This window comes from Corynebacterium ciconiae DSM 44920 (assembly GCF_030440575.1).
In the GTDB taxonomy this organism is placed as follows: domain Bacteria; phylum Actinomycetota; class Actinomycetes; order Mycobacteriales; family Mycobacteriaceae; genus Corynebacterium; species Corynebacterium ciconiae.
The window spans coordinates 1,282,935-1,297,133 of the sequence record NZ_CP047189.1; the positions used below are offsets into that span (position 1 = coordinate 1,282,935).

At 62.6% G+C, this 14,199-nt stretch carries 13 protein-coding genes; 2 read left to right on the top strand and 11 right to left on the bottom strand.

The window, feature by feature from the left end:
• Positions 1-55: 55 nt before the first annotated feature.
• The 9 genes from tatA to CCICO_RS05710 all read right to left on the bottom strand — a co-directional run bounded on the left by tatA (position 56) and on the right by CCICO_RS05710 (position 9,345).
• Positions 56-361 carry a Sec-independent protein translocase subunit TatA gene (gene tatA, locus CCICO_RS05670; RefSeq protein ID WP_018019693.1) on the bottom strand — a complete coding sequence of 102 codons (306 nt, stop codon included), beginning with the start codon at positions 359-361 and terminating at the stop codon, positions 56-58.
• A gap of 2 nt (positions 362-363) precedes the next feature.
• Positions 364-1,365, bottom strand: a complete 1,002-nt coding sequence (locus CCICO_RS05675) for a helix-turn-helix transcriptional regulator (RefSeq protein WP_018019694.1) — start codon at positions 1,363-1,365, stop codon at positions 364-366.
• A gap of 5 nt (positions 1,366-1,370) precedes the next feature.
• A complete protein-coding gene (locus CCICO_RS05680; protein WP_018019695.1) occupies positions 1,371-2,390 on the bottom strand; it encodes a helix-turn-helix transcriptional regulator in 1,020 nt (339 codons plus the stop codon).
• Positions 2,387-3,823 carry a Pup--protein ligase gene (pafA, locus tag CCICO_RS05685; RefSeq protein ID WP_051067259.1) on the bottom strand — a complete coding sequence of 479 codons (1,437 nt, stop codon included), beginning with the start codon at positions 3,821-3,823 and terminating at the stop codon, positions 2,387-2,389. The genes CCICO_RS05680 and pafA overlap by 4 nt, the downstream gene beginning before the upstream one ends.
• Before the next feature lie 111 nt (positions 3,824-3,934).
• A complete protein-coding gene (locus CCICO_RS05690; protein WP_018019697.1) occupies positions 3,935-4,117 on the bottom strand; it encodes a ubiquitin-like protein Pup in 183 nt (60 codons plus the stop codon).
• A 2-nt stretch (positions 4,118-4,119) separates the two neighbouring features.
• Positions 4,120-5,637 (bottom strand): depupylase/deamidase Dop, encoded by a 1,518-nt coding sequence (dop, locus tag CCICO_RS05695; protein WP_018019698.1) that lies wholly within the window; start codon positions 5,635-5,637, stop codon positions 4,120-4,122.
• Entirely contained in the window at positions 5,634-7,196 is a 1,563-nt protein-coding gene (gene arc, locus CCICO_RS05700; RefSeq protein WP_083878294.1) for a proteasome ATPase, read from the bottom strand. Before arc ends, dop begins: the two co-directional genes overlap by 4 nt.
• Before the next feature lie 16 nt (positions 7,197-7,212).
• Positions 7,213-8,052 (bottom strand): tRNA (adenine-N1)-methyltransferase, encoded by an 840-nt coding sequence (locus CCICO_RS05705; protein ID WP_018019700.1) that lies wholly within the window; start codon positions 8,050-8,052, stop codon positions 7,213-7,215.
• Between the two features lie 48 nt (positions 8,053-8,100).
• Positions 8,101-9,345, bottom strand: a complete 1,245-nt coding sequence (locus tag CCICO_RS05710) for a M18 family aminopeptidase (RefSeq protein WP_018019701.1) — start codon at positions 9,343-9,345, stop codon at positions 8,101-8,103.
• Between the two features lie 66 nt (positions 9,346-9,411).
• Between CCICO_RS05710 and CCICO_RS05715 the strand changes: the two genes are divergently transcribed.
• Positions 9,412-10,269 carry a RecB family exonuclease gene (locus CCICO_RS05715; protein ID WP_026161443.1) on the top strand — a complete coding sequence of 286 codons (858 nt, stop codon included), beginning with the start codon at positions 9,412-9,414 and terminating at the stop codon, positions 10,267-10,269.
• A gap of 16 nt (positions 10,270-10,285) precedes the next feature.
• Here CCICO_RS05715 and CCICO_RS05720 read toward each other — a convergent pair whose 3' ends face one another.
• Positions 10,286-11,224: a LysR family transcriptional regulator gene (locus CCICO_RS05720; RefSeq protein WP_018019703.1), complete on the bottom strand. Its 939-nt coding sequence runs from the start codon at positions 11,222-11,224 to the stop codon at positions 10,286-10,288.
• Between the two features lie 91 nt (positions 11,225-11,315).
• Between CCICO_RS05720 and CCICO_RS05725 the strand changes: the two genes are divergently transcribed.
• Positions 11,316-12,482, top strand: coding sequence for a TDT family transporter (locus CCICO_RS05725; protein WP_156809853.1), 1,167 nt, complete (start codon positions 11,316-11,318; stop codon positions 12,480-12,482).
• Here CCICO_RS05725 and CCICO_RS05730 read toward each other — a convergent pair.
• Complete coding sequence (locus tag CCICO_RS05730) at positions 12,479-13,804, bottom strand: anaerobic C4-dicarboxylate transporter (RefSeq protein WP_208854322.1); 1,326 nt, start codon at positions 13,802-13,804, stop codon at positions 12,479-12,481. The two genes, CCICO_RS05725 and CCICO_RS05730, sit on opposite strands and share 4 nt — an antisense overlap.
• Between the last annotated feature and the right edge of the window lie 395 nt (positions 13,805-14,199).

Below are 14,199 nucleotides of genomic sequence, written 5' to 3' on the forward strand. Positions count from 1 at the left end.
TGAACAACCGCGCGCCCCATCGTGAACAATGGGACCGGCGCGCGGTGGCGGTTAACTAGCCCTGCTGGTTCGGGTACTGCTGCTGCGTGGGGTACTGCTGGGCAGCGGGATTCGGCTGCTGCACAGGTTGCTGCACCGGCTGCTGCGGCTGCTGCATTTGTTGCGGCTGCTGTGGCAGCTGCTGCTGAACCTGCGGTGCGGGCTGCGGATTGTCATCGTTGCTCATCTCTTTGACCTCGGACTTAAAGATGCGCATCGATCGGCCCAAGGAACGGGCCGCATCGGGCAAACGCTTTGCGCCGAAGAGCAGGATAATGACGAGAACAACTAAGGCAATTTCCCAGAAGCCTAGAGTTGGCATGCTTACCTCTCAGTAGCTGTAGGTGATGAGTGATCGTGTAGAACATGATCATACGCGTCGAGGGCGGCGCGGGCGCGCACGAGGCTGGCATGTTGCAGCGAGTCTGGGGAGTCGATTCGCACGCTGGCGCCCAAGGAAGCCACAAACCCGTATAGCCAGTGGGGATGCAGCACCCGAACTGTGGCCGGGTACCAGCCATCGACGGGCTGCAGCTCGAGGTGTACGGGATAGTACTCCGCTACCCAGAGCGCATCCTCACGCAGTCGAATGTGCACATCCTCACCGGAGCTGGACAGATCAAAGGGATCCTCGGCGTCGAGGGTGACCGTGCCGGGCACCCGCCGTGGCGAGTCTAAGACGGAGGCGCTGTGGGCGCGGTCGGCACGGAAGGTGCGTTCATCGTTGCGGTCGTGGTCCCAGCCGCGCACATAGGACTGGCCATCGTGATCGAAGATCGCCACGGGGCTGATGGTGCGGGTTTGGGGTTCAGCATCGAGCGCGCCGGCGTAGCTGAAGCGGAGCTGTTTATCTACCGCCACGGCCTCGCGCACCGCGGCCAAAAACTCCCGTTCCACTGTGGAGAGCTGCTGTTCTACATCCACCACTGGTTCTCCGGCGGCGCCAAGCGCGGCGCGCAGCTTCGCGGCGGCGGAGGTAATGGAGTCCACATCGGCCACCGAGCCCCGCGATTCCAGCGCCTCGAGGGCCAGCAGCAGCGCCCCAGCTTCGCTGGCGGTGAGGTTGAGGGCTTTGTCCATGCCTTGACTGTTGGTGACGGTGACAGACTTAAAGTCGGTGTCGAAGTCCACCAGATTATCCGGCAAAAGCCCCGGGGTGCCGCAACACCACAGACGGCGAAGATCAGCGGTGATCTCGCTGGGTGAACGCCCCAAATCGGCGGCTGCCTCAGAGATAGTGGCATCAGGGTGTGCTTGGAAATACGGGATGAGGTTAAGAAGGCGCACGAGGTCATTGACCCTCTCACCAGTTTGGGCACGGGCCATGGGCGCTAGTCTCCTTCTTCCGTATCGGTGGGCTGGGATAGCTCGTGGGCGGCAATAAATCCCCGCAATTTCTCGGCGATGGCCTCCACTGCCTCTGGCGGGGAGGTGACCACCACGTCAGGAGCCTCGCCCACCGCGGTATTGACCAGCCAGGTGAGGTCCACCCCGCTGAGGGTGTAGTGCCCAGCGGAGGTTTCTTCCGCGGCGCGGAGCAGTTCGGAATTGAAACTGGGAGATTGCCGTACCTCGAGGTGGGCGTCGATAAGCGTTTTGCTAAACGCCAGCAGCTCGGTGATGATCTCCTCGGCGGTGCTGTCGGTGGGAGGTTCGTGGGTGCGTGGACCGGCGGTGGCGATGCCATCGATGCGGCTGATACGGAAGGCCCGGGCGGCGTTGCGATCGAGGTCGAAGCCGAGGAGATATATGCGGCCGCCGACTGGGGCGAGCGCCCAGGGGTCCATGCGGCGCGGCTGCGGCTCGGCGCCCACGTGCCGGTAATAGTCGAAGGTGATCGACAGCTTACGGTGGCAGACCTTCACCAGCCGCTCGAAGGTGCTGGTACTCAACGAGGAGAGGTCACTAACGCTGGTGTACTCCCCTGCTGGGCTGAGTTCACCGCGCTGGGCGCCGCCGGCGGCGATTTTGGTCCAACCGGATCGGGCAAAGGTGGCCAGCTCGCCGCTCATTCCCTGCTCGCCGGCGAGGGCCAGCACGCTCGCCTCCTCGGGGGTGAAGCTCATCTCGGGCAATGAATAACGGGACTCCACTAGGCGGAAGCGTTTGGTATTGAAGATGTCATTCTCGGAGGCAATGGGCACGCCTACCGCCAGCAGCACCTTGCGGTCGCGTTGAAACATCTTGTCAAAGGCCGCATCGCTTTTGTTCTGGTATCCGGCCACGTGGGTGCGGATCCACTCCTTGCTCAATCCCCGGCCATGGGCCGGGGCGTTTAACAGCGCGAAGGTGAGATTGATGGCCCGCTCGAGGGCCTCGTCGCTAGCTGTGCGCGTGCTGGAGGTTGTCATAGCCTCAGGTTATCGTGTTGGCGACAACAGTGGGCGCCTTCACACAGGGGAAAATGCTCCTCCATGTAGGCGATGAGCTCCTCCACACCCTGATCGGTGGTGGCGAAAGGATCACCGAGCTCCACCAGCTTCGGCTCGGGCCGGGAAACTTTCATCCGCATCCAGTCCACCGCCACCGGCGCCGCTCGGTTGTAGGCGGCGTCGAGGAACTGGCCACGCAGGTGGGCGCGGGTGGTCGACGGCGCGCGGTGCACAGCGGCATCAATCTCGTCGTCGGTGCTCCAGCGGTTGATTAAACCCTTACGCTGTAGGACAGCGGCCAGGCCCCGATCGGGGTGGATATCGTGATAGGTCAGATCAATCTGGGCGAGGCGGGGATGATCCCACCCGCAGTCCAGCCGTGAGCGATAGCGCTGCAACAAGGAGTGTTTGATCACCCAGTCGATATCGCGGGAGACGGCAGTGAAGTCGCAGCTATCGAAACAGTCGATCACCTTTCTCCACAGCGCGAGCACGCGCTCCAATTCGGGGCTGGGCTGAGGGCGCTGCTGCAGCCAGCGTTGAGCGGCGTGGAAGTAGATGCGCTGAATCTCCAGCGCAGGCATACTGGAGCCGTTGCGCAGTGGCACCTCTGTGGCGCCTGTGAGATCTCGGGAGATTTCGCGAATCGATCCCACCGAGGACTCCAGTTCCACGACAGGCAGCGGCATGCCAGCTTCGATCAGCTCAAGCACGAGCAGCGTGGAACCCACTTTCAGCGCAATGGTGGGTTCGGCCATGTTGGCGTCCCCGACGATCACATGCAAGCGCCGGTAGCGCTTGGAATCAGCATGCGGCTCGTCGCGGGTGTTGATGATCGGCCGGGTGCGGGTGGTGGCCGAGGACACCCCTTCCCACACGTGGTCGGCACGCTGAGAAAGGCAGTAGCCTAGCGGGAAAGGATCAGCCTGCGGCAGCCGTGGATTGTGGATCATGCCGGCCCCGCAGATGAGCTGGCGGGTGATCAAAAACGGCAACAAGGTGCGCGAGAGAACCTTCAGTGAGGTCTCACGCGAGACCAGATAGTTCTCGTGCGCGCCATAGGAGTTACCCCTGGAGTCCACATTGTTTTTAAACAAGTAGATCGAGCCGGGATAGCCCATCTCCTCCAGCGTGGTGGTGGCCTGCTCCGCCAGCTGGTGCATGAGCCGATCGCCGGCGATGTGATAGTTGATCAGCTGCTTCACGGAATCGCACTCGGCGGTGGCGTACTCCGGATGATCCCCCACGTCCAGATAAAGCCGGCCGGCGTTGCGGGTGAAGATATTGGTGGAAGAAAACCGTTCGCGGATCGGCCGGTAGAGGTGGCGGGCCACCTCATCGGGCGTGATCTCGCGGCAGCGCTGGCCTGGGGCGCAGCGAAAACTCACGCCATATTCGGTTTCGATTCCCATGATGCGCCGCACAACCGCGGCCTCAGGCGAGGCGGCAGAACCGGCGCCGCCTGCGCTCTCAGCGGTGGGTTGAGTCTCTGGCATGCTATCCCCGAGTGTCATGGTGCTGGCTTACTGCCCGCCCTTTTGCACGTAGGCGCGCACGAATTCTTCGGCGTTGTCTTCGAGTAGATCATCGATCTCGTCGAGCAGTTCGTCGGTGCCCTCGGTGTTGATCTGCAGCTGGCCGAAGTTGCTGTCATCGTTGTTCTCGTCCGGCCCACCGCCGGGGGTGGTGATCGTCTCTTGCGCCATTGTCACGGTCTCCTTAGCTTCTCGTTGGTGTTGATCATTCGTGCTGCGTCGGCCGCCGTGGGTGCATCGAAGGCGGCCGCGGTGTCGGTGCGGGTGTAGCCGTCGACAGCCACTAAGGGCACAGTCAGCATTGTCTCGCCCTCTGCCACTACCACTCGGTCCCAGTTGGCGCCGAGTATCTCATCGGGGTAGCGCCGCATAAACATTCCTCGAGTGTAGGCGCGAGAATCGTGCGGCGGCTCGTAGGCTGCGCGGCGAATCGTTTCCTCGTCAGCCAGGGTTCGCATCCGCTTCTTACGCACGAGAGCGTGATAGAGCGAGGAACGCGGATCGATGTCGCTATATTGCAGATCAATCAGCGCGATCTTGGGATCATCCCAGCTCACCCCACGTGCAACAAAGCCCTTCATGAGCGCATATTTGGCCACCCAATCCAGCCGGTCTGCGGCGGCGAGCGGGTCGGTGGCGAGGATCTCTACCACCTCATCCCACTCTGCGAGCAGGCGCTTATCGACGCCCTCTCCCGCTGCCGCAGCCGCCCGGCGGCGGTATTCGCCGAGAATCTCCAACGCGGTCAGACGCCGCCCATCAGCGAGCTCAAGTCGGTGAGTCAGCGTGAGGTCACGGGAGACGGCCTTGACCTCGGCTACGGCATTGGCGAGGCGCAGATCGCTGAAGCGCTCGCCGCGTTCGATGGCCTCCAGCACCAGCGCCGTCATGCCGAGCTTCAGCAGGCACGAGGTGTGGGATAGATTGGCATCGCCGATGATCACATGCAGCCGGCCGTAGTGTTCATCGTCAGTGTGGGACTCATCCCGAGTGTTAATGATGCCGCGGTTAAGCGTGGTCTCTAGTGAGATTTCTTGTTCGATGTAATCGGCGCGTTGGCTGATCTGAAAACCCGGTGTCTCTCCGTGGGTGCCTAAGCCCACCCGCCCAGCGCCAATAACCACCTGCCGGGAGACGAAGAAGGGAACGAGCGCAGCGGCCAGCTCCTCGAAGGCAACGGTGCGCGAGTAGAGATAGTTCTCATGGGAACCATAGGAGGCTCCCTTGCCGTCTACGTTGTTCTTATACAGCTTCAGCGGCGGGCAAGGCTCGTGCTTTTCCAATGCGCTGATCCCCGCTTCGCTGAGCTCGGCCACCGCTGAGATGGCGTCGAGCGCTATCCGATCCGAGGCCTGATCGAGAATCATGGCCTGCCAGGGATCAGCGGTCTCTGGTGAAGATACCTCGGGGTGAGCGTGATCGACATAGAAGCGGCCGCCATTGTCCAGCACGAGATTGGCCACCCCGAGTGCGTGAGGATCGATGGTGGGAGCCGTGTGATAGCGCCGCAGGTCAAAGCCTCGAGCATCGCGCAGTGGAGTTTCCGGCCCGAAGTCCCATTGGGTGCCGCGCCGGGCGCCGCGGGAGGTGGCATAGCCCACCACCGCGTGGGTGGAGGAGACAATCGGACTCAGCAGTGGCGCGCCGGGAGTGGAGATGCCGTACTCGGTTTCGGTGCCGATGTAGATCATGACAACACCACCTGTGCCTCCACCACGCGGGCGCCGTGCCGGCCAGTGATGCGTGCCCACTCATCTGGATTGGAAGTGTTGGGCAGATCCTCGTTTTCTTTCATCTCTACCCGCACGGCCTCACGAAGATGCTCCGCTGACACCCCGCACACAGTCTCTTGGGGCCGCGCCAAATGTTCCTTGATCGCCAGCTTCTTCGCGCGGCCGACGATATTGGCGATCATCGCGCCTGACACGAAATCGTTGGTGTACAGCGTTTCCGAGGAACCGTCGGAAAGCGTAAGAACCACATAGGGGCGCGGGGTAAAAAGCTCCTCGGTTGCCAGCTCGATGAGTTCCTCGCGATCGGTTGCCAGCGGGATGCTGGTAGTGATGTAGCGACTGAAGATCTCCTTGGCTTGGGCTCGATTGGGGCGAGAGACCTTGATCTTCACATCCAGCCGACCTGGGCGGAGAATGGCCGGATCGATGAGCTCCTCGCGGTTCGTGGCGCCGATGACGATCACATTCGCCACCGATTCCACACCGTCGAGTTCTGCGAGCAGCTGCGGCACTACGGTGGTTTCCATATCGGAACTGCGCCCCGAGCCGCGGGTACGGAAGATGGACTCCATCTCGTCGAAGAAGACAATCACCGGCCGTCCCTCGCTGGCTAATTCCCGTGCCCGCTCGAAGATCAGGCGAATCATCCGCTCGGTCTCGCCGACGAACTTGTTCAGCAGCTCAGGACCTTTCACGTTGATGAAATAAGAGCTGCCGACCTCCCCGATACGCGCCGACAACGAGTTCGCCACCGCCTTAGCGATGAGCGTTTTGCCGCAGCCGGGCGGGCCGTAGAGCAACACACCCTTCGGCGGGTGCAGATCGAAGTGCTTGTACAGCTCGGGGTGGGTAAAGGGAAGCTCCACGGCGTCGTGGATCATCTCGATCTGCTCGTCCAAGCCGCCAATGTCGGTGTATGTGACATCCGGGATCTCCTCCAGCGCAAGCCGGTTGATCTCCGTGTGCGCCACCACCTCCAAAGCCAAGAGCGCGCGGGAATCGTAGAGCACCGTATCCCCTGGCTTGACCGCCCCAGTCTCACGCAGCGGCTGGGCAAGGGTGGCTACCGCGTTTTCACTGGTGGAGGTGCTGATGAGGATGCGAGATTCATCCAGAATCTCCGAGACCGTCGCGAGCTGCCCGGTGGATTGGCTGCCACAGACCTCCACCACAGCGGAGCTCTCTCCCAACCGCACGAGGGCGCCTGGCACCAGCTCACTCTCGGGCACCTCGGGGCTGACCATCAGCCGCATCCGGCGCCCGCCGGTGAACACCTCGGCGCAGGAGTCCTGATAGGCGGTCTCAAGCACCAGCCCATAGGTGCTGGGCGGCTGGGCCATGGACTCCATCTGCTCATTCAGCAACGCCAGCTTGTCGCGGGAGGATTTCAGCAACTCCACGAGCTTGGTGTTTCTGCCGGCCAGCTCGCGATTGATGCGCTGGAGCTGGCGGAGCTCTAGGGTGGTCTCCTGAGCATCGGTGGTCACAGTGGACGCATCTCCTCTAACAGTGTTCAGTGCTTTAAGGCATAGCTTACTTGCGAGCGCGGCGCTGCGGACGAGGAGGGGTCACTCCATCCGCCAACTTGCGGGTCCACACCAAAAAAGCGGTGTGGGCGTTCATTCGATGCTCCGGGCGGGTGGCCAGGCCCTCCACCTTCCATTCCCGCACCAGTGACTCCCACGCGCGCGGCTCCGTGAAGCATTTCTTCTCCCGGATCGCCTCCATAATCTTCATCAGCTGCGGCACGGTAGCCACGTAGGTCATAAACACCCCGCCGGGGATAAGCAGGTCCGCCACGTTATCGATGCATTCCCACGGCTCGAGCATGTCCAAAATAATGCGGTCCACAGGGCCGTTTGTATCTTCTGGGCCAACGGTGGTCATGTCGCCTAGGCGCAGCGACCAGTTCTTCGGGGCGCTGCCGCCGAAGTATTCGCTCACGTTCTGTTGGGCCACCTCGAGGTGGTCCTCGCGGATCTCATAGGAGATCACCTCGCCGGCATCGCCGACAAAGCGCAGCAACTGCATGGTGAGTGCACCCGAGCCCGCCCCTGCCTCGAGCACGCGGGCACCGGGGAAGATATCACCCTCGATCAAAATCTGGGCAGAGTCCTTGGGATAGATCACGGCCGCACCGCGCGGCATAGAAAGCACGTGATCCACCAGGAGGTGACGGAAGCAGAGATACTGCCCGCCCTGCGGGGTGGTGACTACCGAGCCCTCATCAAGACCAATGATGTCATCGTGTTTGATCTGCCCCTTATGGGTGAACATGCTCTCGCCCGGGGTGAGCTTGATGGTGTGGTGACGGCGCTTGGGGTCCGTCAATTGCACCCGGTCACCGGGCTGGAAAGGGCCGGAATAGGCCATGGCTGTTGTACTCCTTGTGGGTTGTGATGCAGCGGTTATGGGGTGGGTCTAGGACAAAAGGTAGGCGCGCATAGCGGTGGCGAAGTCCTCAACGTCCTTCGGTGCCGCCAGCTCGCGGGCGGAGTGCATAGACAGCATAGGCACACCCACATCGACGGTATCGATGCCCAAGCGGGTGGCGCTGATCGGGCCGATGGTGGAGCCGCAGGGAACATCATTGCGGCCAACGAACTGCTGGCAGTTCACGCCTGCGCTACGGCAAGCCTGCTCCCACAGCGCCCAGGTGCGGGCCGTGGTGGCATAACGCTGATTGGCGTTGATCTTGGTCACAGGGCCCTCGCCGAGCTGGGGCAGATGACCGGGGGCGTGCTTGTCCGCATAGTTCGGGTGCACGGCGTGGGCGGCGTCTGCGGACAGGCAGCTGGCCTTGGACAGCATCTGGTGGTAGTCCTCTTTGTCACCACCGAGCGCACTATTCAGCCTGCCCAGTAGTTCCTCGAGCAGCGGCCCGCCGGCGCCAGTGGGTGACTGAGAACCCACCTCCTCGTGATCGAAGGAGGCGAGCACCATGATGTGCTCGGGTTCTTCGGCGGCAGCGTCGCGTAATGCCAGCAAGGAGGGATACAGGCTAGAGAGATTGTCCAGCCGGCCAGCGGCCAGCATGGAATGATCGGCACCAATCAGTGCGGGCGGTTGGGCGTCCACCGTGATCACATCGAAGCTGGCGATATCTTCCGGTGCCACCTCCGCGCAGCGGGCAAGCTCCTCCACAATGACAGCCTGATCGGGGCGGCCAAAGCCGGCGATGGGATGCAGGTGGGTTTGCTTGTTCAGCGAGATGTCGTTGTCGCGGCTGAGGTGGATCGCTAGGTGTGGGATACGCGCGATCGCCGAGGTGTGAACGAGCCGGGTGGTGGCGTCGTGAAGCACGAGCTCACCGGCAAGGGCGAGGTCACGATCGAGCCACGAGGCGAAGATGGGGCCGCCGTAGACCTCAACCTCTACCTGGTTCCAGCCATGCTGGTAGCTATCGGCGTGCGGCTTGAGCTTGAAACCCGGCGAGTCGGTGTGACTGCCGATGATGCGTAGCGGCGAGGTGGAGGTGGCACCGGCGGGTACCCACCATGCGAGCAGCGCCCCGCCGCGCACGAGATAATGCCCGCCCGGGCTGGCGTCGAAGGCCTCTGTGCGGTCGTAGGGGCGAAAACCGGCCTCGGCGAGCAGCTCAGCACCGCTGCGAGCGGCGTGGAAGGAACTTGGGGAGGAGAGCAGAAAGTCGCTGAATGAGGTCATGCCTTGTAAGGATAGTGGCGCCTGCCGCCCACGGTGTCGCCGGGAGGCCTAGACTAAACAGTCACTATGGCACAGCTAGCACTTTCCCCATCCCGCGCTTCGGATTATCAGCGTTGCCCATTGCTCTACCGCCTCCGGGCAATCGACAAAATTCCCGAGCCCACCACCCTGCCTCAGGTTAAAGGAACCTTGGTGCATGCGGTGCTCGAGGAGATGCACAAGAAAAACCGCTCCGAGCGCGATTTTCCCCGAGCGGTGAAAAAGCTCAAACCCCTGTGGGCGGAGATGGTGAACAAGGATCCCGAGCTCAATGAGCTCGTCCCCGAGGAAGACCTTTACGATTTCTTGGTGGAATGCCGCAGTCTGCTGCGCGGTTATTTCGAGATGGAAAATCCGCAAGGCTTCGACGCCGAGCGTTGTGAAATGTATGTATCCACGACCCTGCCCAATGGGGTGCCGGTGCGCGGATTCATCGACCGAGTAGATATTGCCCCCACCGGCGAGGTGCGGGTGGTGGATTATAAAACAGGCAAAAAGCCTCTTCCCCGCTATTCTCATGACGCCACCTTTCAGATGCGGTTTTATGCCCTGGTCTATTGGCGCCTCCATGGGGTGATTCCCCACCAGCTGCGGCTGATGTACCTCAAGGTGATCGACTCGATGTTCCTCACCCCTTCGAAGGAAGAACTCGAGTTCTTTGAACGCGATCTGGGCGACTTGTGGGAGAAGATCGTGGCCGATGGTCTCAGCGGCACATTCCGCCCCCGCACCTCGAAGCTGTGTGGCTGGTGCTCTCATCAGTCGCTCTGCCCCGCCTTCGGTGGTACGCCGCCGGAGTATCCCGGATGGCCTGGCCCCCAGCAAGCCCTGCCCCTAGCCACCGGCGATGGCGCCGCGGCTTACACTACTAACGAGGACGCCTAGCACGGCGCTTGTTTGCCTAGCGAGGCTGGTTGCTCGTGGCATTGGCCTCACGCGCGGCTCGAACCATCAACGCCGCCGCCCCGCGGGGACGTGCGCCGGTGCGCCATAGGGCACGAATGGGCCGGTCGAGGGTCGCATCGGCGAGATCTACCTCCACCAATTCCTGGCGCTCGAGACGCGTAGCGACGCTCACCCGCGGCACCACCGCGGGGCAACCAGTGTGAAGCGCCAGATTGGTCACCGCGGTGGGACTGCTTGCCTCGGCCACCGGAGTCACCTGGAGCGAGCCTATCGCGGCCTCGAGGACCTCTCGGGTGCCCGAGCCGCGTTCGCGCACAATCACGGGCGTGCGTGCCAGCTCGTCACAGGTGATGGATCCCACCTGTGCCCAGGGATGATCGGGACGGGCCACCACGCTGAGCTGGTCGTGCCCGACCACTGAGGCACTCAACACCCGCGGCCCGCCGACCGTGGTGGGCACGGGAACCTGCACGGATTCAATGAAGCCGAGGCTGGTGTGTCCTTGAGCTACCGCGGTGGCCACCTCTGCCGAGTTGGCGGCCAGCATCTCCAGTCGGGCCTGTGGGTAGCTGCGGCGTAGGGCGGCATACCAGCGCGGTAGGTAGTACTCGCTGACTGTGCGGGAGGCATACACGCTGATCCGCGGGGCGTGAGGATGACGCTCAAGCTCGAGGGCATCGTCTAGGTTGGAGGAGCTCATCAAGATATCGAGCGCGGTAGCGTAGACCCTTTCGCCGGCAGCTGTGAGCTGTGCGCCGCTCGGGCCGCGTTGAAAGAGGGTGGCTCCGAGTTCGCCTTCGAGCCTGCGCATCCGCTCCGATACCGCTTGTTGGCTCATCCCATGGGCTCGGGCGGCGGCGCCGAAAGAACCGAGGCGGGCGATATCGACCAGCACCCGCAAAGCCCGCAGATCAGGAAGATCCCTCAAAGACATGCCCCGATAGTAACCCTCACAAGGATTACTTGTGGCCGCATAGGCAGGGGCGTTCTACTCACCATGTGTAGCGACTGGCACAGTAGTAGGGGTGAATCACGATACATCCACCTCCCAGACCCCGCCCGCAGCGGCATCCCAGCCTACTTCAACGGCACGAGGCACCGGCATGCCCAGTGCCCGTATTCTGCGGAGCCAGCGCAACCTCATGGTTCCCGGACCAGGTCCGGCGTGGTTTGGCGCCGTCATGGGCACCGGCATCCTCTCCAACCTTTTGATTACCGTCGGCGATCAGCGGGTGCTCGGCGCCGGCATGCTGGTACTGGGCTGGCTGATGCTGGTGGGCCTGACTATCGGCTTCTTTGGCCGCAGCAGCCGCGATCGGGCCGTACTGCTCTCTTCGATCACCGATATCGGCCAGTGCACCGGCTGGGGCATGGTGGCCATGGGTTATCTCTCGGTGGGGGCTGCCACCCCTGTGGTGCTCGGGGCGTGGAACGCCCCAGCCGGGGTGATGGACACCGCGTGGACAGTGGATCTGGTGATGTGGCTGATCGGCGCCTCGATCGGCATTGTCGGCGCTTTCGGCATGGGGTATGTGATCATCGGCAAACGCTTGCCCGAGCCGCGCCCGGTGTGGGGTCTGCCGATCGTGGCACCGATGGTCGCTGCAACGACGGGCGCGTCACAGGTGCCGCAGATGGCGTCGACAAGCGCCGCAGTATGGCTGCTCATGGCCTCCACCGCCTGCTTCTTCATCGCCCTGGTGCTGGCCTCGATCATCTTCTTGCTGTCCTATATGCACGCCTGGCGGCGCTCTCCCCTGCCGCCGGCGGCGCTGACCTCGGCGTGGATCCCCCTAGGCATTATCGGCCAATCGAGTGCCGCCGCCCAAGTGATTGCGCGCCAAGCGGCCGCGATGGCCCAACCCGAGGTGCAGTCGTCGATCCTGCGCATCGCGGATGTCTATGGGTTGGTGATGATGGTGCTCGGCATTCCGATGTTGCTCGCAGCCTTCTACCTGAGCTACTCCGGTTTTCTCACCGGCATGCCAGTGCACCCAGGTTGGTGGGCGCTCACCTTCCCCGTGGGCACATTGGCTCTCGGTACCCACTTTTTAGGCCTGCACATGCCGCTTTTCGACGCCCTGAGCCACGCCTTTTTAATGCTGCTCTGCGCCCACTGGCTCATAGCCGCCTATGGCTCGGTGCGGAGCATCGCTGCGGTGCGCCGCCGCGGCGACGGCGCGCAGGCCTAGATGATCACACCGCCGAAGAGGAAGCCCAAGGCAACCGCAAGCGCGATGCAGACGGTGCCAGGGATCAAGAAGGGGTGGTTGAACACGGCCTTGCCGATGCGGGTAGAGCCGGTATCATCCATCTCCACTGCGGCCAGCAGCGTGGGATAGGTGGGCAGGATAAACAGCGAGGATACTGCCGCGAAGGACGCTACGGCCGTGAGCGGGGAAACCCCCACCGCGAGGGCGGCCGGCATCAAAGCCTTGGTGGTGGCGGCCTGCGAGTACAGTAGCGCGGCGGCGAAGAAGAGAATCACCGCGAGCGTCCACGGATAATCGGTGAGGAAGTCCTCCGAGAACGCCGTGATCTGCTCCAGGTAGTTATTAATGATGGTGGTACCCAGCCATGCCACACCCATCACGCACACGCAGGCGCTCATCCCAGCCTTGAATACCTGGGTGCCCACGATCTCCGCGGCGGGAATCTTGCATACCAGCACGATGATCGCGGCGGTGCTGAGCATGATCGTCATGATGGCCTCATTGCGCGGCAGAGTGGGATCGCTAATCAGGCCGACCTGATCCGAGATGAGCGTGGCGTACACCATCACCAACACGATGGCGACTAAGAAGATCACGACCGAGGCGCGGGCCCCAGCCGGCGCAGTGTATTCGCGTGCGCCCTGCGGCGGCTTCACCAAGCCCTGCTCGAGCCGCGACTGATACACCGGATCGTCCTCCAGCTCCTTGCCCATGCGGTTAGCGAGGAAAGCCGTGGGGAAGATAGCCAAGAAGGTGGAAGGAATCACCACCGCGAGAAGCTGCAGATAGCCCACGCCGAGCGGCTCCATGATGGAGGCCATAAACACCACTGCCGCAGAGATCGGGGAGGCAGTAATCGCCATCTGCGAGGCCACCACCGCCACCGAGAGAGGTCGAGAGGGGCGCACCTTGCCTTCCTTAGCAACCTCGGCAATCACCGGCAGTGTGGAAAAGGCAGTGTGACCGGTACCAGCCAGAAGAGTCATGAGATAAGTGACCACTGGTGCGTAGTAGGTGATGCGCTTGGGGTTGGATCGGAGCACCCGCTCAGCCCAGTGCACCAAGTAGTCCATGCCGCCGGCGCGTTGCATCGCGGCGATAGCGGCAATCACGGCCATGATGATGCCGATGACGTCGAAAGGAATGTCCTCGCGGGTCACCGGCACCCCGGTGAGCCCGAGAAGGAGCACGCCGAGGCCACCGGCGAAGCCAATGGCGATGGATCCAAGGCGGGCGCCGAGGATGATCGCCGCGAGGACGATGATGATCTGTAACGCAACAAGCACTGCTGGTTCCTCCATTAACGGATGGTGCACGAGGGCGTAAGCACCACGCCGGCCGTGCACGCAGCCGGAAAGACACCACTCAGTGCATCCTGTTCCTCGCTGCAGGCATCGCATTGCTGCCAGCAGCCAAGAACTATCGGTGTGTAGTTAGATACTGTCGCGCTCCGCGGAAGAAGCTGCGCCGGAACACTCCGGCGCCTGCTGTGCAGTGACACCCACGGCAGCATGCGCGCCATGCTCTGTGAGCACGCAAACCTATCACGGGGACCTGCTTGTGGCGGAGCGTGACATAAGGTAGTTGCCCGCACCTTAAAGCGCAGGCAGGAGGGCGAGCCCTCCCATCCTGCTTTCATCCTAGCCGCCCTAGGACATCCCACCTCAATTGCGCTGGTGCGGATGAGTGCAGCGCA